Here is a 25,081-nt window from a genome sequence, read left to right as displayed (position 1 = left end):
ATCGCTACTTGACGATGAGAATGTAATAAATGTAGAATTGACAAAGGTGACGATTTTCATAAGTTGTCATTCTATGATTGATTTTGTAAAATAAACTAGAAGAACAGGTGATTTATCCTGTTTTCGGCTTATGCCAAGTTTTTTCATTCAAATACAGTAAAATATATGAATCCACAACATGTGTAGAAATGTTGCGGTTTTTCTTTTCATAACTATAAAAGATAAGGATTTGTTAACGGGTAATGAATATGGAATGGTTGGAACAATTATTAGGAAAAGAGTGGAGTCTTATACCGGCTGGTGGAGTAACGGGCGATGCATATATTGCGCAAAACGGACAACAAAAGTTATTTTTAAAGCGGAATACATCGCCCTTTTTAGCGGTATTGTCAGCAGAAGGAATTGTTCCAAAATTACTTTGGACAAGAAGGGTAACGAACGGTGATGTAATTTCTGCTCAAAAATGGCTTCCGGGACAGAAGTTAGAGCCAGAGGATATGAAACTAGAACGTGTTGCGAAACTTTTGAAGAAAATACACTCCTCTAAAGCGCTTGTGCAGATGATTCAAAGGCTAGGAAAGCAGCCGCTTCATGCGCAAGAGTTATTACAACAATTACAGCTCGTTTTAAGAGGAGATATAAGAGTTGATGAAACAATTCAGCAAGGTCTTCAATATTTAACGGAGTCATTAAAAGATATTGAGTACAATGAATTCGTTGTATGCCATTGTGATGTAAACCATAACAATTGGATATTGTCGGACGAAGATGAATTGTTTTTAATTGATTGGGATGGGGCTGTTATTGCTGACCCAGCTTTAGATCTTGGTATGTTATTATATTGGTATGTTCCGCGCCATGAATGGAGTGAGTGGCTCGGATATTATGAGATTGAACTAGATGAATCATTGCTTAGGCGTATGAGATGGTATGTGATAGCACAAACGATTTTATCTATGCAATGGCACACAACAAAAAAGCAGCAAGCAGAAGCTAAATATTGGCATCAATATTTACAGCAACTACTTGCTTCAGAATAATACTTAAGAAAAATTGTCCATTCCAGCAATCCACTGAGTAAGTTGTTCTTGATTATTGGAAATATGGTTGTCCAAATTAGAGGAAGATTTACCCGATTGACTATAAGAATATACATCGTTTAGCATTACTTTAGTGTCACTACTTATACTATCGTTTGCGAGTAACGATTGAATGAGTCGCTCTAATTGCTCGCATTCAGAAACTGTCCCGCAGCAATCACTTTGATGGTTGATTAAAATATCTTTTAATACTTCTAATTGATGCTGTTGATTAATTGGCATGAACGGATCATCCTTTCGAGTGTTTTTCTCTCCCTAGAAATATAAGAGAAAAAGCTGTTTCGTCATGGAATGTTTAATGCTTTATGTAGTTTTTATCAAAATGGTACATCTTATACTTGAAAGAAACGGACCGAGTGCTCGTACGTACTTGGTTTTTTGTTTGATAGATTGATTAAAACAGAAAGAAGGAATTTTTCCTTTAAAATAGTTTTGTAAAGAGAGGGAGACATCTATGCGTTTAAGACATAAGCCTTATGCAATGGATCGAATTAATGAGTATTCACATATCGTAATTGGAAACCCAGAGGAGAGCGCTGGTAACTGGAAAGAAATATTTGGAAATGAACAGCCGATTCATATTGAAGTAGGTACAGGACGTGGCCGCTTCATGTATGATATGGCAAAAGCAAATCCGCATATTAACTATATTGGAATTGAAAAATTCACAAGTGTTGTTGTAGATGCACTTGATAAATTAATTGAAGAAGAAGTACCGAACTTAAAGTTAATTAATAAAGATGCTGAAGATTTAACAGTTTTCTTTGCGAAAGGTGAAATTGACCGCGTTTATTTAAACTTCTCAGATCCATGGCCGAAGAATCGTCATACGAAGCGTCGTTTAACGTATAAAACATTTTTACGCAATTATGAAGAAGTGTTAGTAGATGGTGGAGAAATTCATTTCAAAACTGATAACCAAGGTTTATTTGAATATTCTATTATGAGTATGGCTGAGTATGGTATGTTATTAACTTACCTTAGCCTAGATCTTCATAATAGTGATTATGAAGGAAACATTATGACAGAATACGAAGAGAAATTTTCTAGTAAAGGTCATCGTATTTATCGAGTTGAAGCAAAATATCGTACGGAGCCTATGCAGTAATGCATAGGTTTTTTATATGAAAAAGAATCGGAATATTATGTTAAAATTAAATAGAAAAGGGGGATGGGATATGGAACAGTTACAAATTGGAAATATAAAAGTGACGTGGCTAAAAGGTGGGAATACACATTTAGATGGAGGCGCGATGTTTGGAGTTGTGCCAAAAGTACTTTGGTCACGAAAATATAAACATAATGATACAAATCATATTTATTTACGAACAGATCCGTTACTCTTACAAACGAAAGAAGGAAACATGCTTATTGATTCAGGGATAGGGAATGGTAAATTGAATGAGAAAATGAAGCGGAATCAAGGTGTAACAGAAGAATCATCAGTTAAGGAATCTTTAGAAAAATTGGGACTGCATAATGAAGATATTCATTACGTCTTAATGACGCATCTTCATTTTGACCATGCATCTGGTTTAACAAAATGGGAGGGAAATCGCCTTGTTCCGGCGTTTCCGAACGCAACGATTTATGTAAGTGAGACTGAATGGAATGAAATGAAAAATCCGAATGTTAGATCGCGTAATACATATTGGAAGGAAAATTGGGAGCCAATCGTTGATAAGATTGTTACGTTCAGGCAAGAAATAGAAATTACGGATGAAATAAAGATGGTGCATACGGGTGGTCATAGCGATGGACATGCTGTTGTCGTCCTTGAAAGTCAGGGTGAAACGATGCTTCATTTAGCGGACATTTTACCGACGCATGCACATCAAAATGTATTATGGGTAATGGCATACGATGACTATCCAATGACATCGATTGAACATAAACAAAAGTGGATGAAGTATGGTGCTGAAAAAGAGGCGTGGTTTACTTTTTATCATGATGCATATTACCGTGCAGTAAAGTGGAATGAGGAAGGGCATATAGTGGAGAAGATAGAGAGAAAAACAAATATAGAAGCTTAATATTAATAAGAGGAAGGTGTCCAAAAATATTTATTGGAACAATCTCCACTTATTATGTATTGCTGTTATTATCAGCTTTTGTTGGTAATTCTAAAAAAAAAGAGGTTCACCTAATGGGAAACCTCTTTTTATGCTGCTATAACCTCTAAAACAGTACCTGTTTTAGCATCAACTAAAAATTCAAATCGTTCTTGTATTTCATCTAACATCGTTGTAAGACCGCCGCGATAAACTTCGTACGCGACATCATATTTTTCAAATGCCTCCGGAACCATATGTACCCAAGAGCCAGTAATTTCACCTTTATGACTTAATGCTTGTTTCACCATTTTCAATGCTTTTTCTGAAGAAATATGGGATTGTTCTTGTACTTTGTTTGCAACGAAATAACCAGCTGCGAACCCAACGCCAAGACCTGTGACTAAACCTTTCCAGCTCATATATTCACCTCAATTCTGTAAAATAAAAATAGTGTACCAATAATAATTATAATGCAAATGCAACTAAAAAAGAAGAAACTAGAAACATTTCGAAAATTTCGTTACAATAAAAGAGGTATTCTACTAAGGTTTGAAAGAAGGGGACTTCGTGAATAAAGAGACATTACAATTATTTCGTACGTTAACAGAATTACAAGGTGCATCAGGTTTTGAACATGATGTGCGCAGTTTTATGAAGCAAGAATTAAGCAAATATGCTGATGAGATTGTGCAAGACGGTTTAGGTAGCGTATTTGGTCTGAAAAAAGGGGACGAAACTGGCCCGCGCGTTCTTGTAGCAGGTCATATGGATGAAGTAGGTTTCATGGTTACGCAAATTACGAAAAATGGGATGCTTCGTTTTCAAACGTTAGGTGGCTGGTGGAGCCAAGTACTATTAGCTCAGCGTGTACAAGTTATGACGAAGAATGGTCCTGTTATTGGGGTTATTGGTTCCATTCCTCCTCATTTATTAAGTGATGCGCAACGTGCAAAACCGATGGATATAAAAAATATGTTAATTGATATAGGTGCAGATAGTTATGAAGATGCGATTGAAATTGGCATAAAGCCAGGGCAACAAATCGTTCCAATCTGCCCATTCACACCAATGGCAAATGAAAAGAAAATTATGGCGAAAGCTTGGGACAACCGCTATGGATGTGGCCTTGCTATCGAATTGCTAAAGGAATTAAAAGATGAAACATTACCAAACACATTATACTCTGGTGCGACTGTACAAGAAGAAGTAGGTCTTCGCGGAGCACAAACTGCTGCAAATATGATTCAACCAGATATTTTCTATGCGCTTGATGCAAGTCCAGCAAATGATGCATCTGGTGATAAGACGCAGTTCGGTCAATTAGGAAAAGGCGCTCTTCTTCGTATTTATGACCGTACAATGGTAACACATAGAGGAATGCGCGAATTCATTTTAGATACAGCAGAAACACATAACATTCCGTACCAATACTTTATTTCACAAGGTGGTACAGATGCGGGACGTGTGCATACAAGTAACTCTGGTATCCCATCAGCAGTAATTGGTGTTTGTGCACGCTACATTCATACACATGCTTCTATTTTACATGTTGATGATTATGCGGCAGCGAAGGAATTAATTACGAAGCTTGTGAGAGCGACGGACAAAACGACGTTAGAGACAATTAAGAATAACGCGTAAAGAGGAAGGGTGAAAAACCCTTCTTTTTTTAGGTTGAATAGATGACCCAGCGATGAATGGGAGCGGTCAGTGCCTAGTTGGTGTTCGAGCGATGTATTAAGACCGCGGGTAGGAAGAGAGAGGAAGGCTGTTTTTGGAAAACCTTTTCTTTTTTTAGGTGGGAGAGATGACACAGAGATGCGTGTGTGCGGTCAGGCGCACTACGGTATAAATCTCAGTCATGAAGACTGATTTGGTGTTCGAGGCTAGTATTAGGATAGAATGATGAATTTATATAGAGGTGAATGAAATGAAGGTAGTAGTTGGATCGAAGAATAAGACGAAGGTTGGGGCTGTGGAGAAGGTTTGGGAAGATGCTGAAATTACATCTCTTTCTGTTCCATCAGGAGTAGCAAATCAGCCTTTTTCAGATGAAGAGACGATGCAAGGAGCAGTAAATAGAGCGAAGAGAGCATTGCAGGAAGGTGCAGCTCATATCGGCATTGGGCTAGAAGGCGGCGTTATGAAAACGGAGCATGGGTTATTTATGTGTAACTGGGGTGCTTTAGCGACGATTGAAGGTAAAACATTTGTTGCGGGCGGGGCACGTATTAAGTTACCAGACGATTTTTTAGCACCGCTTGAAGAAGGAAAAGAGCTAAGTGAAGTGATGGAAGAGTTTGTAGAGCGAAAAGATATTCGTAGTCACGAAGGTGCTATCGGTATTTTTACAGATGATTATGTCGACCGAACGGAATTATTTGTACACGTTGTTAAGTTACTTGTTGGGCAATATAAGTATGATGAAAAGCAAGCATAAACCTTGCACCATGCGCGATGTATGGTAGTATAAAGAAAAGATTATAGTGTGAAAAAGTGCACTCGTTAGAGGAGGAAATATAGATGAAATCATTAGAAAGCATGGAACAATTCCAAGAATTAAAAAATGAAGAGAATGTAGTCTTCATGTTCTCAGCAGAATGGTGCCCAGATTGCCGTTTCGTTGATCCATTTATGCCAGAAGTAGAAGAGAAGTATAGTGATTTCTCATTTTACTATGTAGATCGTGATGAATTTATTGATTTATGCGTGAAAGTAGACGTATTTGGCATTCCAAGCTTTGTAGCGTACAATAAAGGTGAAGAAACTGGACGCTATGTAAATAAAGATCGTAAAACACAAGAGCAAATCGAAGAGTTTATTGAAGGTTTAAAATAAGACAATTAGCCAATTGAATTGTAAAAACAACCTCTACCTTCGCGGGGGAGGTTATTTTTTTGGAAGGGAGGAAAAAGAGATGAAAATGACAAGTAAAAAGATGAAAGACGAGTTAATGAAGAAATTATCTCGACCAGAATGGGACTGTCATTATGATAGCGAGAAAGAAGTTCTTCGTATTGAACAAACAGACTCGAAAAAAGGTATTAACGTATCACTTCCAGGAGTAGTTGCAAAATGGGAAGTGAACAAAGAAAAAGCAATTGAAGAGGTCGCTTATTACGTACAAGAAGCGCTAATTGCAATGCATAAAGAAGAAAATAGCACGGCGAAAATTTTACCTGTTATTCGCTCTACTTCTTTCCCGAAACAATCAGAAGAAGGAAATCCGTTTATTATGACGGACCATACGGCGGAAACACGTATTTACTATGCGCTAGATTCTAATAAAACGTATCGATTAATTGATGAGCGCTTATTGCAAAAATTAGAGCTTACAGAGGAACAAGTACGTGAAATGGCATTATTTAATGCTCGCTCATTAGGCTATGAATTTAAGCAGGAGACAGTAGCAGGTAATACATTCTACTTTTTAAACACAAATGATGGATACGATGCGAGTCGTATTTTAAACGAATCGTTACTACACTCGATGCGTGAAAAGATCTCTGGTGATATGGTTGTTGCAGTTCCTCACCAAGATGTATTAATTATTGCTGATATCGTCAACGAAATCGGTTATGATATTATTGCACAAATGACAATGAAATTTTTTGCCGAAGGGCATGTTCCGATTACATCACTTTCATTCGTATATGAAGATGGGGACTTCGAACCAATCTTTATTTTAGCGAAGAATCGGAAGAAGACAGATGGAAAAGAGAAAGGATGAACGAAGTGAACGTTTTTTACAACCTTGAAGGAATTGGTGACACTTTAATTGTTACCTTACAAGATATTACTTTAGAAAACCGTACATTTGACCGTAAAGGAGATGTTGCTCGCGTATACGATCGTGAAAGCAACGTAACAGCAGGATTCAACATCTTTAATGCGTCTTCTTATGTAGAAGTAACAGACAACGGAAACGTTACATTAACGAAAGAGTTTGTTGAAAAAATTAACGGAATTTTAGCGAAGAATGGCTTTGAAGAAAAAGTAGAAGCTGATTTCACGCCGAAATTTGTTGTAGGCTATGTAGCTGAAAAAGAGAAGCATCCAAATGCTGATAAATTAAACATTTGTACAGTAGAAATCGGTACAGAAACATTACAAATCGTATGTGGTGCACCAAACGTTGATGCAGGACAAAAAGTTGTTGTTGCAAAAATCGGTGCTGTAATGCCAAGTGGTATGTTAATTAAACCAGCTGAACTTCGCGGTGTTCCTTCTTCTGGAATGATTTGCTCTGCACGTGAGTTAGAGCTTCCAGATGCTCCAGAAGAAAAAGGTATTCTTGTATTAGAAGATAGCTTTGAAGTTGGACAAGAATTTAAATTTTAATTGATGTTAGAAAAAGTAGTCTCGCATATGTGAGGCTATTTTTTTGTGCGAAATTCCTAGCATTGTAACGTTTCCTCTCAAAATCTATATTGTATTTCAAAAACGGATTAGGTAAAATTTAGAAAAAAGAAGGGGGTAGACGTATGAAGCAACAACCAAAAATTGCAGAACTTCTGAAACGAATTGAAACTTCAAAACAGCAAGATATCGAACTAGGTTCCTATGAAATATATGTGTTTAGCGAAAATGAATTAGAAAAAGGACAAATCGGTTATCGATATGATAAACATAAAAATTCATTAATAAGTGAAGAAAGTGGAAAATGGAAAGAGGAATGGATTGTTATCGGATATGAAACGGATATGGGGGATCCTGTTTTCGTAAATGTAGCTGATGATGCTTATCTAGTCTATACCGCAGAGCGTGGTACAGAAACGTGGCAACCCGTTCATATTGGAAATATGGATGAAATTATAAAACAATTATAAGAAAAACTTTGAGACCGGTGCAAAGTGATAGGAGAGAAAAATGAAGTATATAAAAATAATGAGCGCTATTGCAGTCATTGGAATATATATGGGAGGTTGTTCGCAAGAAGAGACGAAAAAAGAAACAACATCTTCTATACAAGAAAAAAACAAAGATAATAAGGAAGACGCACCGGTAGAAAAGCAGCAAGAAGAACAAGAAAAGAAAGAACAGCCGCAAGCAATTCAAACGAATGAGCAAGTGGAACATAAGCAGGAGGAAGTGCCGGCCGAGGAAAAGAAAGAGGAAACTACGCCGCTGCAGCCAACTGAGCAACCAGTACAAAATAATGAACAAAAAGTAGAGAGTAATGAAAAACAAGGAAAGTTTCTCGTCGTTATTGATCCAGGGCATCAACAAAAAGCGAATTTAAATTTAGAGGCAATTGGTCCAGGAGCAACTACGCAAAAATATAAAGTAACAGACGGAACAGCGGGAGTTGTAACGAAAAAGAGGGAATCAGTTCTTGTATTAGAGATGGCTTTTATATTGAAAGAAAAACTGGAAGCAAAAGGTATACAAGTATTGATGACGAGAACGTCACATGAGGTTGATATAAGTAATAAGGAACGAGCAACATTCGCGAATGATTATAAAGCGAATTTATTTTTGCGCCTTCACGCAGATGGTTCTGAAAATCCAAATCAAAGTGGATTTGCTGTATTGACACCGGCAGAAGGAAGTCCGTATACGAAAGAGATTTATGCTGAAAGTCTTCAAATCTCTCAAACGATAGTAAATAAAATGAGAGAGAATCATCAAGTGAAAGTAAATGGAATTAAATTTCGGGATGATCTTTCTGGATTTAATTGGTCAAAAGTTCCAGGAGTACTATTAGAACTTGGATTTATGTCAAACCCTGAAGAAGACAAAAAATTATCTGACCCACAGTATGTAAATTCTTTATTGCAAAGTGTAACGGATAGTGTGGATGAATATCGGAAGGGTAAAGATTAAACGAGGTCTTACATGTAAGACCTCGTTTTTCTATATGAAAAACAATCGTGAATTAGAATATTATGGATAAAACTAATATGCTTAATTTTACCTGCACTTTTTGCCGAATGCTGATACAATAAAGGATGTTACTATTTAGTAGAAAGAGTGGTAAACATGTTAGATTGGATGAAAAAGCTGTTTAACAAAGAGGAAGAAAAAACAGTGATGAATAAAGAAGTACCGGCACAAATTGAAAGTCAGCCGAAAATTCCTCGTGTAAACCACTACACTGAAGCAAGAGAAGCACAAATGGCAAGTCGGAATGCAGGGAAATGTCGTTTTCCATTAATACCAGATAATGGCTTCGATGAGGAGGATGTAAGAGAACTGCCTAACTTTGAAGAACAACCTATTCAAAGAGGAGCATATGAAGAACAGCCTACTCAAAGAGGAATAAAAGTGGAAAGAAGCAGACGACCGTATGTGGAAACAGAAGCACCTACATATGAGGAACCGGAATTGCAATATGAACCGGAACCAGAGCCTGTCGTAAAAAAAGCATTCGTACCGTCGCAAGAAAGTAACCGTAGACCATTTCGTCCAACAGAAATGATTTCTCCGATTTATGGATATAACCGTCCTTCAGTAGAAACGAAGGTTGTGCAGGAGGAAGAAAAGGTAAGAGAAGATCTTGAAATATCTGTTGAAGGAAAAGCTGTTGTTGACGCATGGTTAGAGAAAAAGGGATATACATTATCTGACTTTTCGGGAGTTCTACAAGGAAGTTCATCTGTTAAGAACGGAGTGAACGAACGAAGTAATAAAGTAGAAGAAAAATCGGTTGTGGATACATGGTTAGAGAAAAACGGTTACGAAGTTGAACGTCAAGCCCCTTCATTAGAAGAAAGCCTAAGTGATGATTTGCTTCATAAAACAGTAGGACAGCATGTGGAAGAAGAGGCTACAATTGTACAAGCCTTGAAGCAGGAGCAAGATGTAGTAGCGTTATCATCTACAGAAGATAACGAAGAAACTTTACAAGAAGAGTCAATAGATTCTAAAGTAGAGCATGTGTATTCGATATTAACAGAAGAAAATGAATGTAATACAGAAATAGAAGAAACTGTTGCTGAAGTTGCAGCAAATCAAGTCGAAGAAGAAACATTAGAAGATGTAGTGATTGTAAAAGCAGATGAAAAGCTTGAAGAAACAATTACTATAGAAATACCAGATGCTTTTGAAGAAGCTAAGGAAGCAGAAGAAGTTGTGGAATTAGAAGAAACTGAGGAAGCAATAGAAGAAGTTGTGGAATTAGAGAAATCTGAGGAAGCGACAGAAGAAGTTGTGGAATTAGAGAAACCTGAGGAAGCAGCAGAAGAAGTTGTGGAATTAGAGAAATCTGAGGAAGCAGTAGAAGAAGTTGTAGAATTAGAGAAATCTGAGGAAGCGACAGAAGAAGTTGTGGAATTAGAAGAAACTAAGGAAGCGACAGAAGAAGTTGCAGAATTAGAAGAAGCTAAGGAAGCGACAGAAGAAGTTGTGGAATTAGAAGAAACTAAGGAAGCGACAGAAGAAGTTGTGGAATTAGAGAAACCTGAGGAAGCGACAGAAGAAGTTGTGGAATTAGAGAAATCTGAGGAAGCAGCAGAAGAAGTTGTGGAATTAGAGAAACCTGAGGAAGCGACAGAAGAAGTTGTGGAATTAGAAGAAACTGAGGAAGCAATAGAAGAAGTTGCAGAATTAGAGAAATCTGAGGAAGCGACAGAAGAAGTTGTGGAATTAGAAGAAACTAAGGAAGCGGCAGAAGAAGTTATGGAATTAGAGAAATCTGAGGAAGTGACAGAAGAAGTTGTGGAATTAGAAGAAACTAAGGAAGCGACAGAAGAAGTTGTGGAATTAGAGAAACCTGAGGAAGCAGCAGAAGAAGTTGCAGAATTAGAGGAAGCTGAGGAAGCGACAGAAGAAGTTGTGGAATTAGAGAAACCTGAGGAAGCGACAGAAGAAGTTGCGGAGTTAGAGGGTACTAAGGAAGAAGAACCAATTTCTCAAGAAACAGTAATTGAAGAAACGATGAATACAGATTTAGTGGAAAATACACCAGTTGCAGAGCAACCAGTGATTTCTCAACAAGAAACAATTACGTTCAAGGAAGAAAGTGAAGTATTCGTACCAGTTTCAGAAACGGATGAGCAAACAAAGAAAGATGTTCAAAACTTTGCGAACGTTTTAATTGAAGAAGCGGAAGAAAAGAAGCAAGTTGCTGAAGAACAGCCTGCTTTACAAATAGAAGAACCGAAACGTGAGAAAAAACGTCATGTCCCATTTAATGTTGTCATGTTAAAGCAGGATAGAAAGAAATTAATGGAAAGACATGCGGCAAGAACGAACGTAATGCAATCAACTGTCAGTGAACGAGTGGAAGAAAAGCCAGTGCAGCAAGTGGTAGTAGAACCACAAGCAGAAGAAAAGCCAGTGCAGCAAATGGTAGTAGACCCGCAAGTGGAAGAAAAACCAGTGCAGCAAGTGGTAGTAAACCCGCAAGTGGAAGAAAGTCCAGTGCAGCAAGTGGTAGTAGAAGCCCAAGTGGAAGAAAAACCAATGCAGCAAGTGGTAGTAGAAGCCCAAGTGGAAGAAAAACCAATGCAGCAAGTGGTAGTGGAACCGCAAGTGGAAGAAAAACCGATGCAACAAGTAGTGGTGGCTGGACAAGTACAAGAGCCAATTTCAAGTACGGAAGTACAAGAGAAAGCATATGTTGTAAATCAAAAAGAGAACGATATGCGCAACGTACTACAAGCGCCACCGAAGTATGAACTTCCGCCATTAACGTTGTTGTCAATTCCACAGCAGGCAGCATTAGATAATACGGAGTGGCTAGAAGAACAGGAAGAATTATTAAATACGACATTTAATAATTTCCATGTTGGAGCACATGTGATTAATGTGTCACAAGGGCCGGCGGTAACTCGTTTTGAAGTACAACCAGACCCAGGTGTGAAAGTAAATAAAATTACAAATTTAAGTGATGATATTAAGTTAAGTTTAGCTGCGAAAGATATTCGAATTGAAGCGCCAATTCCAGGGAAGAGTGCAATTGGAATTGAAGTTCCAAACAAGGAAAGTAAGCCAGTATTCCTGCGTGAAATTTTAAGAAGTCCTGTATTTACAAAGAGTGAATCACCGCTTACAGTTGCGCTGGGGCTTGATATTTCAGGTGATCCAATTGTAACTGATATTCGAAAAATGCCACATGGACTTATTGCGGGTGCAACTGGTTCAGGGAAAAGTGTGTGCATTAACGCGATTTTAACGAGTATTTTATATAAAGCGAAGCCGCATGAAGTGAAGTTGATACTAATTGATCCGAAGATGGTTGAGCTTGCACCATACAATTCTGTTCCACATCTTGTAGCACCTGTTATTACTGACGTAAAAGCAGCTACAGCTGCGTTAAAGTGGGCGGTTGAAGAGATGGAACGTCGTTATGAATTGTTTGCTCATGCTGGTGCTCGTGATTTAACTCGTTACAATACGATTGTAAGTGGTAGAGAAATCCCAGGTGAGACATTACCTTATATTGTAATTGTCATTGACGAGTTAGCGGACTTAATGATGGTTGCTCCTGGTGATGTTGAGGAAGCGATTTGTCGTATTGCACAAAAAGCGCGTGCTTGTGGTATTCACTTATTAGTTGCGACGCAGCGTCCATCTGTAGACGTTATTACAGGTTTAATTAAATCAAACATTCCAACGCGTATTGCGTTTACAGTATCATCTCAAGTTGATTCGCGTACGATTATCGATATTGGGGGCGCGGAGAAGTTACTTGGTCGTGGTGATATGCTATTTTTAGGAAACGGCACATCTAAACCAGTTCGTGTACAAGGTGTATACGTATCAGATGATGAGATTGAAAGAACAGTTGATCATGTGAAAAAGCAAATGAAGCCAAACTACTTATTTAAGCAAGAGGATTTATTAGCAAAATCAGAGCAGAGTGAGTCTGAAGATGAACTATTTTTTGATGCATGTCAATTTGTTGTAGAGCAAGGGGGAGCGTCCACATCTTCTGTACAGAGAAAATTCCGCATAGGTTATAATCGCGCGGCACGTCTAATTGAAGAGATGGAGTCGCAAGGGATTATTTCTGAAGGAAGAGGAACGAAACCGAGAGATGTCCTTATTTCTGAGGATGAATTCGCTGCTATGCAGGAAACAAATGTATAGGAAACGGTTTTGCTGTATACTAATAGAAAATGTTGGATAGTAAAGTAGGGAGTAAAGCGACATGAAAGAAATTGAATTAAAATTAAAAGGTGAAATAAATCGACTAACAAATAAAACATTTAAATTTGATGAACGTGTTGGAGAAGGCTGGTTCTCTGCCGTTTACTTTTTAAAAACTAGAGAAATCATTGAAGAATTTCGCCCGAAAAGTGTTGTAACAATGCAGTTTTTTCAAAAAGAACATGCAGTTCTTTGCGGAGCAGATGAGGTAATCGCATTGCTACAAACATTTGCCAAAAATCCTGAGGAATTAGAAATTCATTCTTTAAAGGATGGCGATAATATTAGTCCGTTTGAAACAGTTTTAACAATTCATGGTCCTTATGAATACTTCGGCTTTTTAGAAGGTGTAATTGATGGGATTTTAGCTCGTCGTACATCAGTTGCGACAAACGTATATAACGTTGTCCAAGCTGCACGTAGTGTAGATAAAGAAAAACCGGTTATTTTCATGGGAGATCGTGACGATCATTATACGCAACAAGCTGGTGACGGCTATGCCGCATACATCGGAGGTATGAGCGCGCAAGCGACGCATGCAATGAATGAATGGTGGGGCAGAAGTGGTATGGGGACGATGCCTCATGCTTTAATTCAAATGTTTAATGGTGATGTTGTTGAAGCTGCAAAGGCATATCATAAAAAATTCCCAGAAGATGAATTAGTCGTACTAATTGATTATAACAATGATGTCATTACAGATGCACTTCGCGTAGCGCGTGAATTTGGATCAACATTAAAAGGTGTACGTGTCGATACGTCTCGCACAATGATTGATCAATACTTCATTCGTCACCCAGAAGTACTTGGAACATTCGATCCACGTGGTGTAAATCCATCACTTGTATTTGCACTTCGTAAGGCTCTTGATGAGGAAGGGTTCCAACATGTAGATATCGTTGTAACTGGTGGGTTTGATGAGAAGCGTATTCGTGAATTTGAAGCTCAAAATGTTCCTGTCGATATATACGGAGTAGGAAGTAGCTTATTAAAAATGAATATTGGTTTTACTGGTGATAACGTAGAATTAAATGGAAAACCAGAAGCAAAAGCTGGTCGTAAATACCGTCCAAATTCACGTCTAGAGCGTGTTCAATTAGAAACAAAAGAAGATATGTAAAAGCGAGAAAAACTGATAGGTGATTGACCCTATCAGTTTTTCTGTTATCATAGTATAGCGGCTTGTTTTTTGCTATAATAAATGTGTTATGGACATAAAAGAAGTACGTACGAGTTTATCACTGATAAGTGAATATAAAAAGAAATTCACTGCATCAGAAATGTATGATGATTACCAAAATAAGAAAAGATTCATATACTGTCTTATAGATAGGCCGTTGTATTAGTTCGAAATGTTGGAGGTTCTTTAAGATGACAGTTTACCATTTTGTAGGAATTAAAGGAACAGGAATGAGTTCATTAGCACAAATTCTTCATGACATGAAGCATACTGTTCAAGGGTCTGATTATGAAAAGCGTTTCTTTACACAAACAGCATTGGAAAAGCGTGGTATTTCCATCCTTCCTTTTGATAAGAATAATATTAAAGAAGGACAAGTGATTATCGCAGGAAATGCATTTCCTGATACGCATGAAGAAATCGTAGCAGCAAAAGAATTAAATATCCCAGTACATCGTTACCATCACTTCTTAGGTGATCTTATGAATCAGTACACAAGTGTTGCTGTAACTGGTGCACATGGAAAAACATCAACAACTGGTTTGTTAGCCCATGTAATGCAAGGTGCACACCCAACATCATACCTTATTGGAGATGGAACGGGGCATGGGGTAGAAAATAGTAAGTATTTTGTATTTGAAGCTTGTGAGTATCGTCGTCATTTCTTGTCTTACTATCCAGACTATGCAATCATGACAAATATCGATTTCGATCACCCAGATTACTTTGCAGACATCAATGATGTATTTAATGCATTCCAAGAGATGGCATTGCAAGTGAAAAAAGGTATTATTGCATGTGGTGATGATGAAGAACTTCAAAAAGTTCAAGCGAAAGTACCTGTTATTTTCTATGGATTTGGAGAAGATAACGATTTCCAAGCACGTAACATTCAAAAGAGAACTGATGGTACTATATTCGATGTATTCGTTCGTAATACGTATTATGACACGTTCAAAATTACAGGATACGGCGATCACAGCGTATTAAATGCATTAGCAGTAATCGCGCTTTGCCATTATGAAAACGTTGATGTAGAAGCAGTTAAGCATCAGCTAACAACTTTTGAAGGCGTAAAACGTCGCTTTAATGAAAAGCCAATGGGAGAACAAGTTATCATTGATGACTATGCACACCATCCGACAGAAATTAATGCAACGATTGAAGCAGCACGTCAAAAACATCCAGAGCGTGAAGTTGTCGCTGTATTCCAACCACATACATTCTCACGTACAGAGAAATTTTTAGATGAGTTCGCGGAAAGCCTAAGTAAAGCTGACCAAGTATACTTATGTGATATTTTCGGATCAGCACGTGAAAACAAAGGTGAATTAACAATTGAAGATCTGCAAAAACGTATCGATGGCGCAGAACTAATTACAGATACAACAACGGATGTGTTAAAGAAACATAAAAACGGCGTTCTTATTTTCATGGGCGCAGGTGACATCCAAAAATTCGAAGCAGCTTACGTAAAAGAAGTTCAAGTTGCAGAGAAGTAAGAAAAAAGACGCATAGCTGTGGCTGTGCGTCTTTTTTGTTGTGTTCGATATCTTTTAAAAAGCGTTGATATGTTGGTATTGTTCATTTTTTTTGTATAGTTGTTTTAATAAGAATATATATAGTGAACTAAAAAGTACATATCCAATTAAATAATAGAATGAAAACATATCGAATTGTTTTGTTATCATAATTCGAATAGCGAAAAAGCTGAATGGGAGAGCAATTAGCAGTCTTGAACTGATGAAAATAATTGTTTTAAAGTATTTTAATAAATCTATATTCCAATGGTTTTCTCTAAAGATAAACCAAATGTTGCTTGCAATAAAGGCTAGTAAAAATGGTAAATTAGCAGAAAAATTTATAAAACCGAGTACAATAGGCACTGATAAAGCGCCGAGTGGACCGATAGATAGGCCGGAATAATATTTAATAAATGTATTTGTAGATTGCTGTGCATTTTGAATAACATCTGTATATTCTACTGCAATTTCCTTTGCTAATTCTTTTGGAGGAAGAAATTCTTCAATCACTTGTGAAGGAATGCTTGCTGATGGTATCCCTTCACTTTTTTTACTTAATGCATTTTCATATAAATCGGATTTGATTTCTAGCACATGTTGTTCTCTTGCTGACGTAGGTAAGTTCATTAAACCTTTATGAAGATCGTGTAAGAAAGAAACAATGAGTTCATTTGAAAAGAATTGTTCCTTGTTCATTTTTTATCCTCTCCTTTAGCTAGTAACATTAGAGCTTGGTATACTGCATCATAATCATGTAAGCGACTATTTAAAATTTCTCTCCCTTCGTCTGTAATGCGATAGTATTTTCTTTTTGGCCCATCACCGGACTCTTCCCAATAGGAAACAGCCCAATTGTTTTTCGTGATTCGATTTAATATAGGGTATATCGAACCGTTCGGGATATGAAACACAGGGATATCTTGTAAGGCACTTGTAATTTCGTATCCATACATAGGTTGTTTGCTTATTAAAGACAAAATAGCGAGATCAAAAACACCTTTACGTAATTGAATTATAAAATTATCATTTTTTTCCATACTTTAACTATATATGATTCATATCTAGATATCAATCATATATAGTGATTGTTCTTATGTAAAACCGAAAAAGTGCGAATGTTTAACTTTTTTTCACCTATAAGTGTTAGAATAATAGGAAAATTAAAAGGGGCTGAAAAAACATGTTCACACTCCGAGTAGATGACGAAATCGAATTACAACTATTAGAAAAACATCATAAAGAGGGACTATATGAATTAATAGATCAAAATCGTAATCATTTAAGAAGATGGCTTCCGTGGGTAGATGGGACGAAATCAGCTGATGCGTATAATGAGATTTTTCCGATGTGGTTAAAGAAATTTGCAGAGGGAGATGGGTTTGAGGCTGGTATACGCTATAAAGGAAAGCTCGTTGGGATGGTAGGTATTCATCCGGTGAGCTGGGGTAAGAAAGCTACGAGTCTTGGATATTATCTTGCAGAAGATGCTGGCGCGAAAGGTATTATGACGCGAAGTGTGAAGACTGTGCTTCATTATGCATTTGATAATTTAAAGCTGAATAAAATTGAAATTCGTTGCGGTGTTGAAAATGCGAAAAGCCGTGCGATTCCAGAACGTTTAGGTTTTAAATTAGATGGTATTTTAAGAGATGAAGAATGGATATATGATCATTTCCAAGATATCGCTGTGTATAGTTTACTAGCTTCAGAATGGAAGAAGATTCGATGAACGAGAAGATTTGTATTATTCCGTATGAAAGTACGTTTCAAGATGAAGTAGTAGATCTTATCGTTCATATTCAGCGAAAAGAGTACAATGTCCCTATTACGAAAGAAGAGCAGCCGGACTTACTTGAAATAGAAACGTTCTATCAAAGGGACAACGGAAATTTTTGGGTAGCAACTTATGATGGGAAAGTAGTTGGAACGATAGCTTTATTAGATATTGGGAAGCATCAAGTAGCGCTAAGAAAAATGTTCGTGAAGAAAGAGTTCCGCGGAAAAGAATGGGGCGCATCATATACGCTACTTCAAACGGCAATTTCTTGGGCGAAAGAAAAGAACTTGAAAGACATTTATTTAGGAACAACAGTGAAATTTTTAGCAGCGCATCGCTTTTATGAAAAGAATAATTTCCAAAGTGTGAGTATAGACGAGTTGCCAAAAAGTTTTCCAGTGTTACAGGTGGATAAGAAATTCTATAGATATATTGTTTAAGAAGGTCATGTAGAAATGGCCTTTTTTTATGAACTAAAATGGAAAAAGTGGTATAATTTGGGGTAGGGGGTGCGTGTATGAACATTCCGATTCAAAGAAGTAAATCGGTAGTAATTTTCGTTTGTCTCACGTTAGCTTTTATGTTTGTATATCCACTTGTCATGATTCTCACAAATAAAGAGCAGTGGATGTCAGCGTTAATTGGAATGGGTTTATGTTTCCTTGTAAATGTACCACTCGTTTGGGAAGTATTTATTAAAAAGCATAAAGTAGAAAATGGTGTATTAAAGTACGGCATTTTAAATGACGATATCGTATTGAAAGAGATAAGAATCATTCGTCAAGTGGGAAAATCTCTTGAAATTACGACGAATGCATACAAAGTACATATGGTTGCGATGCCGCAAGATATGAATGAATTTTTCGCGCTTATCGAGAAAGAGAACCCAAATGTGAAAATAGCAATGGTAGGTAAGAAATGAAATATGTAAAACCTTTATTCTGTTTAGAAATTTTGTTTGTGCTTGTTGGTTGCACTAGAGTATATATGAAATGGGATCTGCCTCTATATGTACCAATATTAATAGGTACTATTGCAGTGGCGCTTTTATATTATTTTCATTTTCAGCAAACAAAAAGCGAGAAAAGTAGCTCTATGTAGTACAGGAGGGTTAGAAATGAAAAAAATCTGTATGTTGTTTTTGCTTCTGATAACAGCATCATTTCTTGTAATAGGGTGTAGTACGAAGAAGGAAAAGGCAGATATGAACTTAGAAAAGGCACAAAAGGTTGAAATTGAAACACTTACTGATTCAAGTGAGAAAAAAGTAATTACTGATAAGAAAGAAATTGAAAAGCTGTTTGAAGTTATGAATATGGATAAGTGGGAAATGCAGTCGGCTCCTTTAGATACTCCGCAAGGGAAAACATTTAAAATGTACCAAGCGGATACAAAAAAATTATCGGAGTCGAGTAAAGATAAAAAAGAATTACATGAAATTGGTACTATGACAGTATATAAAGATGTTCCGTATGTCGAAGTTGAAATGAAAAATAAGAAAATGAGTTTTAAAGTGCCAGAAGATGTGGCGAAAGATTTATTACAATATTAATAAAAAGACGCTCGGAGAAAATTCCGAGCGTTTTTCATTATTTTAAGTTCTCTGGGTTTAAAGCTTCTAGTTCAGTTACAACGAAGCGTCCGTCTTTACGGATTAATACGTCGTCGAAGTAAATTTCACCGCCGCCGTATTCAGGGCGCTGAATGCATACTAAATCCCAGTGTATGTTTGAGTTGTTGCCGTTCCATGCATCTTCGTAAGCTTGTCCAGGAGTGAAGTGGAAGCTGCCATCGATTTTTTCATCGAATAGAATGTCTCCCATTGGATGTAAGATGTATGGGTTTACGCCGATTGCGAACTCACCAACGTAGCGTGCGCCTTCGTCTGTATCGAAGATTTTGTTAATGCGCTCTGAATCGTTTGCAGTTGCGTCAACGATTTGGCCATTCTCAAATTTAAGTTGTACATTTTCAAATGTATAGCCGTTGTAAGGTGAGGGTGTGTTATAAGAAACTGTACCGTTAACAGAATCGCGAACTGGTGCAGAGTATACTTCACCATCTGGAATGTTTAAATGACCCGAGCATTTAATAGCTGGAATGTCTTTAATAGAGAATGTTAAGTCAGTTCCAGGGCCAGTTAAGCGAACCTTATCTGTTTTATTCATTAATGTAACAAGGCTATCCATCGCCTTATCCATTTTACCGTAGTCTAAGTTACAAACTTCGAAGTAGAAGTCTTCGAAAGCTTCTGTGCTCATTTTAGCAAGCTGCGCCATAGAAGCATTTGGGTAGCGAAGAACAACCCAGCGTGTTTTCGGAACACGGATGTCTCTATGAACTTTTTTGCCAACTGTTTGGCCGTGAACTTTCATACGTTCACTTGGAACGTCAGCTTGTTCGTTAATGTTATCGCCAGAGCGAAGGCCAATGTAAGCATCCATATCTTTCATTACACTAGCTTCATATGCAGCGATTTGTTCGAAATGTTCTTCAGTAGCACCCATTAATAAAGAGCGATCTACTTGATGATCTTTTAAAGAAACGAATGGGAAACCACCAGCTGCATATGCTTCTTTTACAAGTGCAGTTACAAGTTCTTTTTGTAAGCCAAAGTTTTCAATTAATACTTTTTCGCCTTTTTGTAAACGAATAGAGTAGTTAATTAAATTGTATGCTAACTTTTCAATGCGTGGATCTTTCATATGTAAAGCCTCCCTACTAATTATGTATCCTCTCCTATTGTAACCTACTTAGTGGAATTTGTTGAATCATTTATGTTAAAGTTAACGAATAAGTATGAAAATTCTAATGAAAAGATAGGGATTAGAATGAAACGGAAAATGATTGTATAATGGGAGAAAGTATGAAAAAGATAAAGGAAGTGATGAAATGCAAGTTCTTCTATATGTAAGTGCGGCTATTATCGCAGTTGCTTTCGCAGTATTAGTAGTGTATGTATGCAGAACGTTGTTATCGGTTCAGAAGACGTTAGAAAACGTTGCGAGCACGTTAGAAGGTTTAGAAAAGCAAATGCAAGGAATAAGCGTAGAGACGGAGCAATTATTACATAAGACAAATGCGTTAGCTGATGATATTCAACAGAAGTCACAGTCGCTAAATAAAGTAGTAGAAGGTGTGGATGGAATCGGAACGACGATTCACTCTTTAAATACGAAGCTTCGCAATGTATCAGAGTCTGTTACGGACGAAATTGAAAATAATGCAGATAAAGTAGCACAAGTTGTACAGTGGAGCAGCGCAGCAATTGAAGTATATAATCATTACCGTACTACGAGACAAGAGAAAAAGATTGAAAAAGAAGAGCGTAAACTTGAGAGAGCTGAGCAGAAGGCTGAAAAGAGAGAGAAGCGCTCTAGACTTCGCATGAGAGGTGAGTAATGATGAGTATGATGAAGATTGAAACAATTGAAGAATTTGAAGCGTTAGTAGAAAAGAACGAGCCTTACGTTCTTTTTAAACATAGTACGACATGCCCAATTAGTCACGGTGCATATACAGAGTTTCAAGCATATTGCGGTGAAGAAAGAGAAGTGCCAGCATATTACTTATACGTACAAGAGGCGAGAGATGTTTCGAACCATGTTGCAGAGCAGTACAGCATTAAGCATGAATCTCCGCAAGTGTTATACATAAAAGATGGAATGGTAGTATGGCATACATCGCATTGGAATATTAAAAAAGAAGCTTTAGAAGAGAATGTAAAATAGGGAGAGGCAAGCGAAGGGCTTGCTTCTTTTTTATTTTGTTGCAATATATTTAGTGGTACACTAGAGATACTTTAAAACTAAGTAAATTGACTTTTGAAAGTGGGTTTTAAGCAATGAAGAAAATGGCATTATGCATCGCAAGCTTAAGTTTATTACTGGGGGCTTGCAGCAATAATACTATTGAGAAGAAGGATGAAGTTGTACAGAAAGATACGAAAGAAAAAAGTATGATTCCAAGAACTGCTGTTTCTAAGGATTACTATAGAACTGTTATTCCTTTAAAAGAACAAAAGGTAATTAATACAGTTAATGTTAAAACTAATTCTAAACTAGATTTAGCAGAATATGAAAATGGTTTAATGGATATTGCTTCAAAACAATTCGATACAGAAAATTACGTATTACAATTAAATCAATATATTCCAGAGAAAACAATTGATGAATTAGTTACGAAACAAGAAGTACCAGTTTTGACTAATATTATAGAACAGGACTACTTCGGCAAACAAAATTCAAATGAACTAAGCTTATCTGGTGTTGTTATTGGTTTATCTATGTCTTCAAGTGTATCTAATGAGGAAGCTATTTCTAAAGGTACTGAAGTCGCTAAGGGGCTTATAGAAGCTATTAATAAAAATGATAAATATAACAAATCTCCAATTACATTTGCTATATTCAAGCAAGAAAGTACAAGTTCTTTAAAGAATGGTACTTATATTTCAAGCGCTACTGTTCAAAAGAACGAGACTAATCTTGGGAATTGGGATACTATTGATGAAAAGTCGTATTCGTATCCTTCTCAAGAATTTGGGGGGGCACATGGAGAAGATAATGATAAGCTAAAGAAATTTTCTGAAGCAATGAAGGCATTTTCTCCAGGAGATTATATCCCTGTTAATGCTAAGATTTCTTATAAGCAAAATAAGATGGATAAATTAAAGATGGATATTGTCGTTAAATATAACGGTAAGTCAGAATTAATGGCACTCTCTCAAACGGCTGCTCAAAGTATGTTAGAACAATTTCCTAAAGATGCTAAAGTTCAATTACAAATAAAGTCCGAGAATAAAATCGAGGCTGTTATTATAAAAGAGAAGAACAGCGATAAACCGTTTGTTTCTTTCCTATAATAAAAAAAGACAGTTTTTAAGCTGAGGCTACTGAAAAAGTGAATACTTCGAGAAAAACATTTCGAATTTCCTAAAGATGTTGAAAGAAGAAAGGAGGTCATTACCTGTACATAATAGGGAATGACCTCTTTTTTCTTATGAAATAGACTCTTTCAGTGCCTTCTTTAAAGTGTCAGATTATGTTGATGTTATTCAAATTGGCGCTCGCAATATGCAAAACTTTGAACTGTTAAAGGCAGCTGGTGCTGTAAATAAACCAATATTATTAAAGCGTGGTTTATCAGCAACAATTGAAGAATTTATTAATGCAGCAGAATATAGTATGGCAGAGGGGAATGGTAATATCATTTTATGTGAGCGTGGTATTCGCACATATGAAACAGCAACGCGTAATACGCTTGATATTTCCGCTGTGCCAATTTAAAAGAAAGAAACACATTTACCTGTTGTTGTCGATGTAACGCATTCTACAGGGCGACGTGGCCTTCTATTACCGTTTGCAAAAGCGGCTATGGCAATTGGTGCTTTTGCTATTATGGCTGAAGTACATCCAGACCCAGCAGTTGCATTATCCCGCATTAACGGGCAGTAAAACTCCCACCTCAAAATTCGGCTGAAGCAAAGAAGTTAGGTGGGAGATCAACTGCCCGTAAAAGCCCGATTGGTGAAGGCTAATAATCAGCGGGGGATGAACAAAACCCCCACTGATTAAAGTTTCACTTTATCAGATGAAGCGCAGCAAATGGACATTCCAGAATTCAATGAGTTTATGAAAGAATTAAAATCATTCGGAAGTAAATTATAAAAAGATTTCTTAGTCTATGTAGCCCTTGTTACATGGTTTTTTTACAAAAATTGACCTTTTTTGCATAAAAAATACGAAAATACGAGAAAAGAAGCGAATTTTTTCGAAACTTTTGCGGGAAAATATTGTATGACCCTGTGTTTTTAGCGTATCATTAGTAAAAGGAAGAACTCGGGACGATTGTTGGCATCTGCAAATAGAGTTGATGTCTTTTTTTCATTCAAGTGAACCGATACATAAAAATAGATAACATAAATAGAAGGAGTGTGCGAAGAGATGAACGTAACAATCTATGATGTAGCGCGTGAAGCAAATGTTTCAATGGCTACCGTATCACGCGTTGTGAATGGTAACCCAAATGTAAAGCCTACAACAAGAAAGAAAGTATTAGAAGCAATTGATCGTTTAGGATACCGCCCGAATGCGGTAGCACGTGGACTAGCAAGTAAGAAGACAACTACAGTGGGTGTTATTATTCCGGATATCTCAAATACGTTTTATGCAGAACTTGCTCGTGGAATTGAAGATATCGCAACAATGTACAAATATAACATCATTTTAAGTAACTCTGACCAGAACAAAGAGAAAGAGTTCCACTTATTAAATACGATGCTTGGGAAACAAGTGGACGGGATTGTTTTCATGGGTGAAGATATTACAGATATTCACGTTGAAGAGTTCAAAAAATCTCCAGTACCAATTGTATTAGCAGCGTCATTTGATGAACAAAATGAAACGTCATCAGTAAATATTGATTATACACAAGCAGCTTACGATGCAATGAAGCATTTTATTGAGCAAGGACATAAACGTATCGGTTTCGTCTCTGGTCCTTTCATTAATAAAGCAGGAAGCGCGAAGAAGTTACAAGGTTATAAAAAAGCTTTAGAAGAAGCAGGTATTTCATATGATGAAAATCTTATAATTGATGGAGATTACACATATGATTCAGGTATAGAAGCGTTTGAAAGACTTTGGGGCATGGATGAAAAACCAACAGCAATCTTCGTATCTTCTGATGAAATGGCACTAGGTGTAATCCACGCAGCACAAGACGCGGGATTAAACGTACCAACGGATATCGAAGTGCTTGGTTTTGACAACACACGTCTTGCATTAATGGTTCGCCCGCAACTTTCGACAGTTGTACAACCAATGTATGATATCGGTGCAGTAGCAATGCGTCTACTAACGAAATATATGAACAAAGAAAAAGTAGAAGATCACTCAGTTATCTTACCTCACCGTATCCAATTTAGAGATTCAACGAAGTAAGAATAAGAGAGCTCACAGCGATAGCTGTGAGCTTTTATTCATATTCAGGATAATGGTGTTTAACTACTGTATCTACACTTTCAGTTTTCTTAACATGTAAAAAGCGTGCATATAATTCTTTTCCTGTCTCAAATGGTGTGTCATCTAATTCGAAAACATGCAACACTTTTCTAAACGTCCATGTTACTTGCTCACCGTACATATTATCGTACGTATCTTCAGACTGTAGAGCTATCTTTTCACCTAGCTCATGAGCTTCCTCTAAACTGTTCGCCTTAACGAGAATGATACTTTCTTCAAAAAGTGTATCGTGATTCTCTTCATAATGTTCATCAATTTTACTAGGATTAGGCTCACCTGAATGGACAGATTCAAATAATAATTTTACAGCATACACATGAGATCAGTCTC

Annotated in this window: 28 protein-coding genes and 1 pseudogene; 23 read left to right on the top strand and 6 right to left on the bottom strand. The window is 36.9% G+C overall.

Annotated features, from left to right (window positions below):
* The first annotated feature begins 242 nt into the window (after positions 1-242).
* The gene (locus QCI77_RS23930) at positions 243-1,040 is read left to right on the top strand and encodes a phosphotransferase family protein (protein ID WP_002034382.1); all 798 of its coding nucleotides are present in this window, start codon (positions 243-245) and stop codon (positions 1,038-1,040) included.
* A gap of 3 nt (positions 1,041-1,043) precedes the next feature.
* Here the strand turns inward: QCI77_RS23930 and QCI77_RS23925 are convergent, their stop codons facing one another.
* Positions 1,044-1,322 carry a YtzH-like family protein gene (locus QCI77_RS23925; protein ID WP_002015625.1) on the bottom strand — a complete coding sequence of 93 codons (279 nt, stop codon included), beginning with the start codon at positions 1,320-1,322 and terminating at the stop codon, positions 1,044-1,046.
* Between the two features lie 232 nt (positions 1,323-1,554).
* On the opposite strand from QCI77_RS23925, the gene trmB reads away from it, so the two are divergent.
* On the top strand, positions 1,555-2,208 hold the full coding sequence (gene trmB / locus QCI77_RS23920) for a tRNA (guanosine(46)-N7)-methyltransferase TrmB (protein WP_002015624.1): 654 nt from the start codon (positions 1,555-1,557) through the stop codon (positions 2,206-2,208).
* 70 nt (positions 2,209-2,278) lie between these two features.
* Positions 2,279-3,133: a YtnP family quorum-quenching lactonase gene (locus QCI77_RS23915; RefSeq protein ID WP_002190924.1), complete on the top strand. Its 855-nt coding sequence runs from the start codon at positions 2,279-2,281 to the stop codon at positions 3,131-3,133.
* A 128-nt stretch (positions 3,134-3,261) separates the two neighbouring features.
* On the opposite strand, the gene QCI77_RS23910 is transcribed toward QCI77_RS23915, so the two are convergent.
* A complete protein-coding gene (locus tag QCI77_RS23910) occupies positions 3,262-3,573 on the bottom strand; it encodes a PepSY domain-containing protein (RefSeq protein ID WP_002015622.1) in 312 nt (103 codons plus the stop codon).
* 148 nt (positions 3,574-3,721) lie between these two features.
* Here QCI77_RS23910 and QCI77_RS23905 point away from each other — a divergent pair, with 148 nt between their 5' ends.
* From QCI77_RS23905 to murC, 10 genes are all read left to right on the top strand, one after another.
* Positions 3,722-4,795, top strand: coding sequence for a M42 family metallopeptidase (locus tag QCI77_RS23905; RefSeq protein WP_107887359.1), 1,074 nt, complete (start codon positions 3,722-3,724; stop codon positions 4,793-4,795).
* A gap of 289 nt (positions 4,796-5,084) precedes the next feature.
* Entirely contained in the window at positions 5,085-5,594 is a 510-nt protein-coding gene (locus tag QCI77_RS23900; RefSeq protein WP_002089045.1) for a DUF84 family protein, read from the top strand.
* An 83-nt stretch (positions 5,595-5,677) separates the two neighbouring features.
* Positions 5,678-5,992 carry a thioredoxin family protein gene (locus QCI77_RS23895; protein WP_002015619.1) on the top strand — a complete coding sequence of 105 codons (315 nt, stop codon included), beginning with the start codon at positions 5,678-5,680 and terminating at the stop codon, positions 5,990-5,992.
* Between the two features lie 79 nt (positions 5,993-6,071).
* Positions 6,072-6,884 carry a DUF1444 domain-containing protein gene (locus QCI77_RS23890; protein WP_002089043.1) on the top strand — a complete coding sequence of 271 codons (813 nt, stop codon included), beginning with the start codon at positions 6,072-6,074 and terminating at the stop codon, positions 6,882-6,884.
* Complete coding sequence (ytpR, locus tag QCI77_RS23885; protein WP_002089041.1) at positions 6,881-7,495, top strand: YtpR family tRNA-binding protein; 615 nt, start codon at positions 6,881-6,883, stop codon at positions 7,493-7,495. The genes QCI77_RS23890 and ytpR overlap by 4 nt, the downstream gene beginning before the upstream one ends.
* A gap of 143 nt (positions 7,496-7,638) precedes the next feature.
* Entirely contained in the window at positions 7,639-7,983 is a 345-nt protein-coding gene (locus tag QCI77_RS23880; RefSeq protein ID WP_002015616.1) for a hypothetical protein, read from the top strand.
* Between the two features lie 40 nt (positions 7,984-8,023).
* Positions 8,024-8,980: an N-acetylmuramoyl-L-alanine amidase gene (locus tag QCI77_RS23875; protein ID WP_353825530.1), complete on the top strand. Its 957-nt coding sequence runs from the start codon at positions 8,024-8,026 to the stop codon at positions 8,978-8,980.
* Positions 8,981-9,136: 156 nt separating this feature from the next.
* Positions 9,137-13,189: a DNA translocase FtsK gene (locus QCI77_RS23870; protein WP_353825529.1), complete on the top strand. Its 4,053-nt coding sequence runs from the start codon at positions 9,137-9,139 to the stop codon at positions 13,187-13,189.
* 61 nt (positions 13,190-13,250) lie between these two features.
* Positions 13,251-14,369, top strand: coding sequence for a nicotinate phosphoribosyltransferase (locus tag QCI77_RS23865; protein ID WP_002015597.1), 1,119 nt, complete (start codon positions 13,251-13,253; stop codon positions 14,367-14,369).
* 251 nt (positions 14,370-14,620) lie between these two features.
* Positions 14,621-15,931 carry a UDP-N-acetylmuramate--L-alanine ligase gene (murC, locus tag QCI77_RS23860; RefSeq protein WP_002015598.1) on the top strand — a complete coding sequence of 437 codons (1,311 nt, stop codon included), beginning with the start codon at positions 14,621-14,623 and terminating at the stop codon, positions 15,929-15,931.
* A gap of 54 nt (positions 15,932-15,985) precedes the next feature.
* Here the strand turns inward: murC and QCI77_RS23855 are convergent, their stop codons facing one another.
* Both QCI77_RS23855 and QCI77_RS23850 read right to left on the bottom strand, forming a co-directional pair.
* Positions 15,986-16,648 (bottom strand): HAAS signaling domain-containing protein, encoded by a 663-nt coding sequence (locus tag QCI77_RS23855; protein WP_012261845.1) that lies wholly within the window; start codon positions 16,646-16,648, stop codon positions 15,986-15,988.
* Complete coding sequence (locus QCI77_RS23850; RefSeq protein WP_012261844.1) at positions 16,645-16,989, bottom strand: PadR family transcriptional regulator; 345 nt, start codon at positions 16,987-16,989, stop codon at positions 16,645-16,647. The genes QCI77_RS23855 and QCI77_RS23850 overlap by 4 nt, the downstream gene beginning before the upstream one ends.
* 143 nt (positions 16,990-17,132) lie before the next feature.
* On the opposite strand from QCI77_RS23850, the gene QCI77_RS23845 reads away from it, so the two are divergent.
* The 5 genes from QCI77_RS23845 (at position 17,133) to QCI77_RS23825 (ending at position 19,281) form a co-directional block, all read left to right on the top strand.
* Positions 17,133-17,681 (top strand): GNAT family N-acetyltransferase, encoded by a 549-nt coding sequence (locus QCI77_RS23845; protein ID WP_002034364.1) that lies wholly within the window; start codon positions 17,133-17,135, stop codon positions 17,679-17,681.
* Positions 17,678-18,169, top strand: a complete 492-nt coding sequence (locus tag QCI77_RS23840; protein ID WP_012261843.1) for a GNAT family N-acetyltransferase — start codon at positions 17,678-17,680, stop codon at positions 18,167-18,169. The genes QCI77_RS23845 and QCI77_RS23840 overlap by 4 nt, the downstream gene beginning before the upstream one ends.
* 77 nt (positions 18,170-18,246) lie before the next feature.
* Positions 18,247-18,651: a PH domain-containing protein gene (locus tag QCI77_RS23835; RefSeq protein WP_002143426.1), complete on the top strand. Its 405-nt coding sequence runs from the start codon at positions 18,247-18,249 to the stop codon at positions 18,649-18,651.
* Positions 18,648-18,830: a hypothetical protein gene (locus tag QCI77_RS23830; protein WP_042875795.1), complete on the top strand. Its 183-nt coding sequence runs from the start codon at positions 18,648-18,650 to the stop codon at positions 18,828-18,830. Before QCI77_RS23835 ends, QCI77_RS23830 begins: the two co-directional genes overlap by 4 nt.
* 16 nt (positions 18,831-18,846) lie before the next feature.
* Positions 18,847-19,281, top strand: coding sequence for a hypothetical protein (locus tag QCI77_RS23825; RefSeq protein WP_137075982.1), 435 nt, complete (start codon positions 18,847-18,849; stop codon positions 19,279-19,281).
* Between the two features lie 37 nt (positions 19,282-19,318).
* Here the strand turns inward: QCI77_RS23825 and QCI77_RS23820 are convergent, their stop codons facing one another.
* Entirely contained in the window at positions 19,319-20,434 is a 1,116-nt protein-coding gene (locus tag QCI77_RS23820) for an aminopeptidase (RefSeq protein ID WP_061689098.1), read from the bottom strand.
* A gap of 187 nt (positions 20,435-20,621) precedes the next feature.
* Between QCI77_RS23820 and QCI77_RS23815 the strand changes: the two genes are divergently transcribed.
* The 5 genes and pseudogenes from QCI77_RS23815 to ccpA all read left to right on the top strand — a co-directional run bounded on the left by QCI77_RS23815 (position 20,622) and on the right by ccpA (position 24,670).
* Positions 20,622-21,131, top strand: a complete 510-nt coding sequence (locus QCI77_RS23815) for a DUF948 domain-containing protein (protein WP_088032316.1) — start codon at positions 20,622-20,624, stop codon at positions 21,129-21,131.
* Positions 21,132-21,133: 2 nt separating this feature from the next.
* On the top strand, positions 21,134-21,460 hold the full coding sequence (gene ytxJ / locus QCI77_RS23810; RefSeq protein WP_033728252.1) for a bacillithiol system redox-active protein YtxJ: 327 nt from the start codon (positions 21,134-21,136) through the stop codon (positions 21,458-21,460).
* Positions 21,461-21,573: 113 nt separating this feature from the next.
* Positions 21,574-22,590: a CamS family sex pheromone protein gene (locus QCI77_RS23805; protein WP_002015611.1), complete on the top strand. Its 1,017-nt coding sequence runs from the start codon at positions 21,574-21,576 to the stop codon at positions 22,588-22,590.
* Positions 22,591-22,765: 175 nt separating this feature from the next.
* Positions 22,766-23,182 (top strand): annotated as a pseudogene (locus QCI77_RS23800) (bifunctional 3-deoxy-7-phosphoheptulonate synthase/chorismate mutase); the annotation flags it as partial.
* A gap of 489 nt (positions 23,183-23,671) precedes the next feature.
* On the top strand, positions 23,672-24,670 hold the full coding sequence (ccpA, locus tag QCI77_RS23790) for a catabolite control protein A (protein ID WP_002034370.1): 999 nt from the start codon (positions 23,672-23,674) through the stop codon (positions 24,668-24,670).
* A 34-nt stretch (positions 24,671-24,704) separates the two neighbouring features.
* Here the strand turns inward: ccpA and QCI77_RS23785 are convergent, their stop codons facing one another.
* Positions 24,705-25,067: a DUF4288 domain-containing protein gene (locus QCI77_RS23785; RefSeq protein WP_002138663.1), complete on the bottom strand. Its 363-nt coding sequence runs from the start codon at positions 25,065-25,067 to the stop codon at positions 24,705-24,707.
* Between the last annotated feature and the right edge of the window lie 14 nt (positions 25,068-25,081).

This window comes from Bacillus cereus group sp. MG9, assembly GCF_040459995.1.
GTDB lineage: Bacteria > Bacillota > Bacilli > Bacillales > Bacillaceae_G > Bacillus_A > Bacillus_A mycoides.
This window is presented reverse-complemented; position numbering and strand designations above follow the sequence as displayed.

Excerpts from the sequence above, each read along its gene's own strand:
- QCI77_RS23855 (WP_012261845.1), bottom strand. The coding sequence starts at position 16,648 with ATGAACAAGGAACAATTCTTTTCAAATGAACTCATTGTTTCTTTCTTA.
- QCI77_RS23880 (WP_002015616.1), top strand. The coding sequence starts at position 7,639 with ATGAAGCAACAACCAAAAATTGCAGAACTTCTGAAACGAATTGAAACT.
- QCI77_RS23890 (WP_002089043.1), top strand. The coding sequence starts at position 6,072 with ATGAAAATGACAAGTAAAAAGATGAAAGACGAGTTAATGAAGAAATTA.
- QCI77_RS23910 (WP_002015622.1), bottom strand. The coding sequence starts at position 3,573 with ATGAGCTGGAAAGGTTTAGTCACAGGTCTTGGCGTTGGGTTCGCAGCT.
- ccpA (WP_002034370.1), top strand. The coding sequence starts at position 23,672 with ATGAACGTAACAATCTATGATGTAGCGCGTGAAGCAAATGTTTCAATG.
- QCI77_RS23870 (WP_353825529.1), top strand. The coding sequence starts at position 9,137 with ATGTTAGATTGGATGAAAAAGCTGTTTAACAAAGAGGAAGAAAAAACA.
- QCI77_RS23815 (WP_088032316.1), top strand. The coding sequence starts at position 20,622 with ATGCAAGTTCTTCTATATGTAAGTGCGGCTATTATCGCAGTTGCTTTC.
- QCI77_RS23805 (WP_002015611.1), top strand. The coding sequence starts at position 21,574 with ATGAAGAAAATGGCATTATGCATCGCAAGCTTAAGTTTATTACTGGGG.
- QCI77_RS23825 (WP_137075982.1), top strand. The coding sequence starts at position 18,847 with ATGAAAAAAATCTGTATGTTGTTTTTGCTTCTGATAACAGCATCATTT.
- QCI77_RS23915 (WP_002190924.1), top strand. The coding sequence starts at position 2,279 with ATGGAACAGTTACAAATTGGAAATATAAAAGTGACGTGGCTAAAAGGT.
- murC (WP_002015598.1), top strand. The coding sequence starts at position 14,621 with ATGACAGTTTACCATTTTGTAGGAATTAAAGGAACAGGAATGAGTTCA.
- QCI77_RS23850 (WP_012261844.1), bottom strand. The coding sequence starts at position 16,989 with ATGGAAAAAAATGATAATTTTATAATTCAATTACGTAAAGGTGTTTTT.
- ytpR (WP_002089041.1), top strand. The coding sequence starts at position 6,881 with ATGAACGAAGTGAACGTTTTTTACAACCTTGAAGGAATTGGTGACACT.
- QCI77_RS23900 (WP_002089045.1), top strand. The coding sequence starts at position 5,085 with ATGAAGGTAGTAGTTGGATCGAAGAATAAGACGAAGGTTGGGGCTGTG.
- trmB (WP_002015624.1), top strand. The coding sequence starts at position 1,555 with ATGCGTTTAAGACATAAGCCTTATGCAATGGATCGAATTAATGAGTAT.
- QCI77_RS23895 (WP_002015619.1), top strand. The coding sequence starts at position 5,678 with ATGAAATCATTAGAAAGCATGGAACAATTCCAAGAATTAAAAAATGAA.
- QCI77_RS23830 (WP_042875795.1), top strand. The coding sequence starts at position 18,648 with ATGAAATATGTAAAACCTTTATTCTGTTTAGAAATTTTGTTTGTGCTT.
- QCI77_RS23845 (WP_002034364.1), top strand. The coding sequence starts at position 17,133 with ATGTTCACACTCCGAGTAGATGACGAAATCGAATTACAACTATTAGAA.
- QCI77_RS23820 (WP_061689098.1), bottom strand. The coding sequence starts at position 20,434 with ATGAAAGATCCACGCATTGAAAAGTTAGCATACAATTTAATTAACTAC.
- QCI77_RS23865 (WP_002015597.1), top strand. The coding sequence starts at position 13,251 with ATGAAAGAAATTGAATTAAAATTAAAAGGTGAAATAAATCGACTAACA.
- QCI77_RS23925 (WP_002015625.1), bottom strand. The coding sequence starts at position 1,322 with ATGCCAATTAATCAACAGCATCAATTAGAAGTATTAAAAGATATTTTA.
- QCI77_RS23840 (WP_012261843.1), top strand. The coding sequence starts at position 17,678 with ATGAACGAGAAGATTTGTATTATTCCGTATGAAAGTACGTTTCAAGAT.
- ytxJ (WP_033728252.1), top strand. The coding sequence starts at position 21,134 with ATGAGTATGATGAAGATTGAAACAATTGAAGAATTTGAAGCGTTAGTA.
- QCI77_RS23875 (WP_353825530.1), top strand. The coding sequence starts at position 8,024 with ATGAAGTATATAAAAATAATGAGCGCTATTGCAGTCATTGGAATATAT.
- QCI77_RS23930 (WP_002034382.1), top strand. The coding sequence starts at position 243 with ATGAATATGGAATGGTTGGAACAATTATTAGGAAAAGAGTGGAGTCTT.
- QCI77_RS23835 (WP_002143426.1), top strand. The coding sequence starts at position 18,247 with ATGAACATTCCGATTCAAAGAAGTAAATCGGTAGTAATTTTCGTTTGT.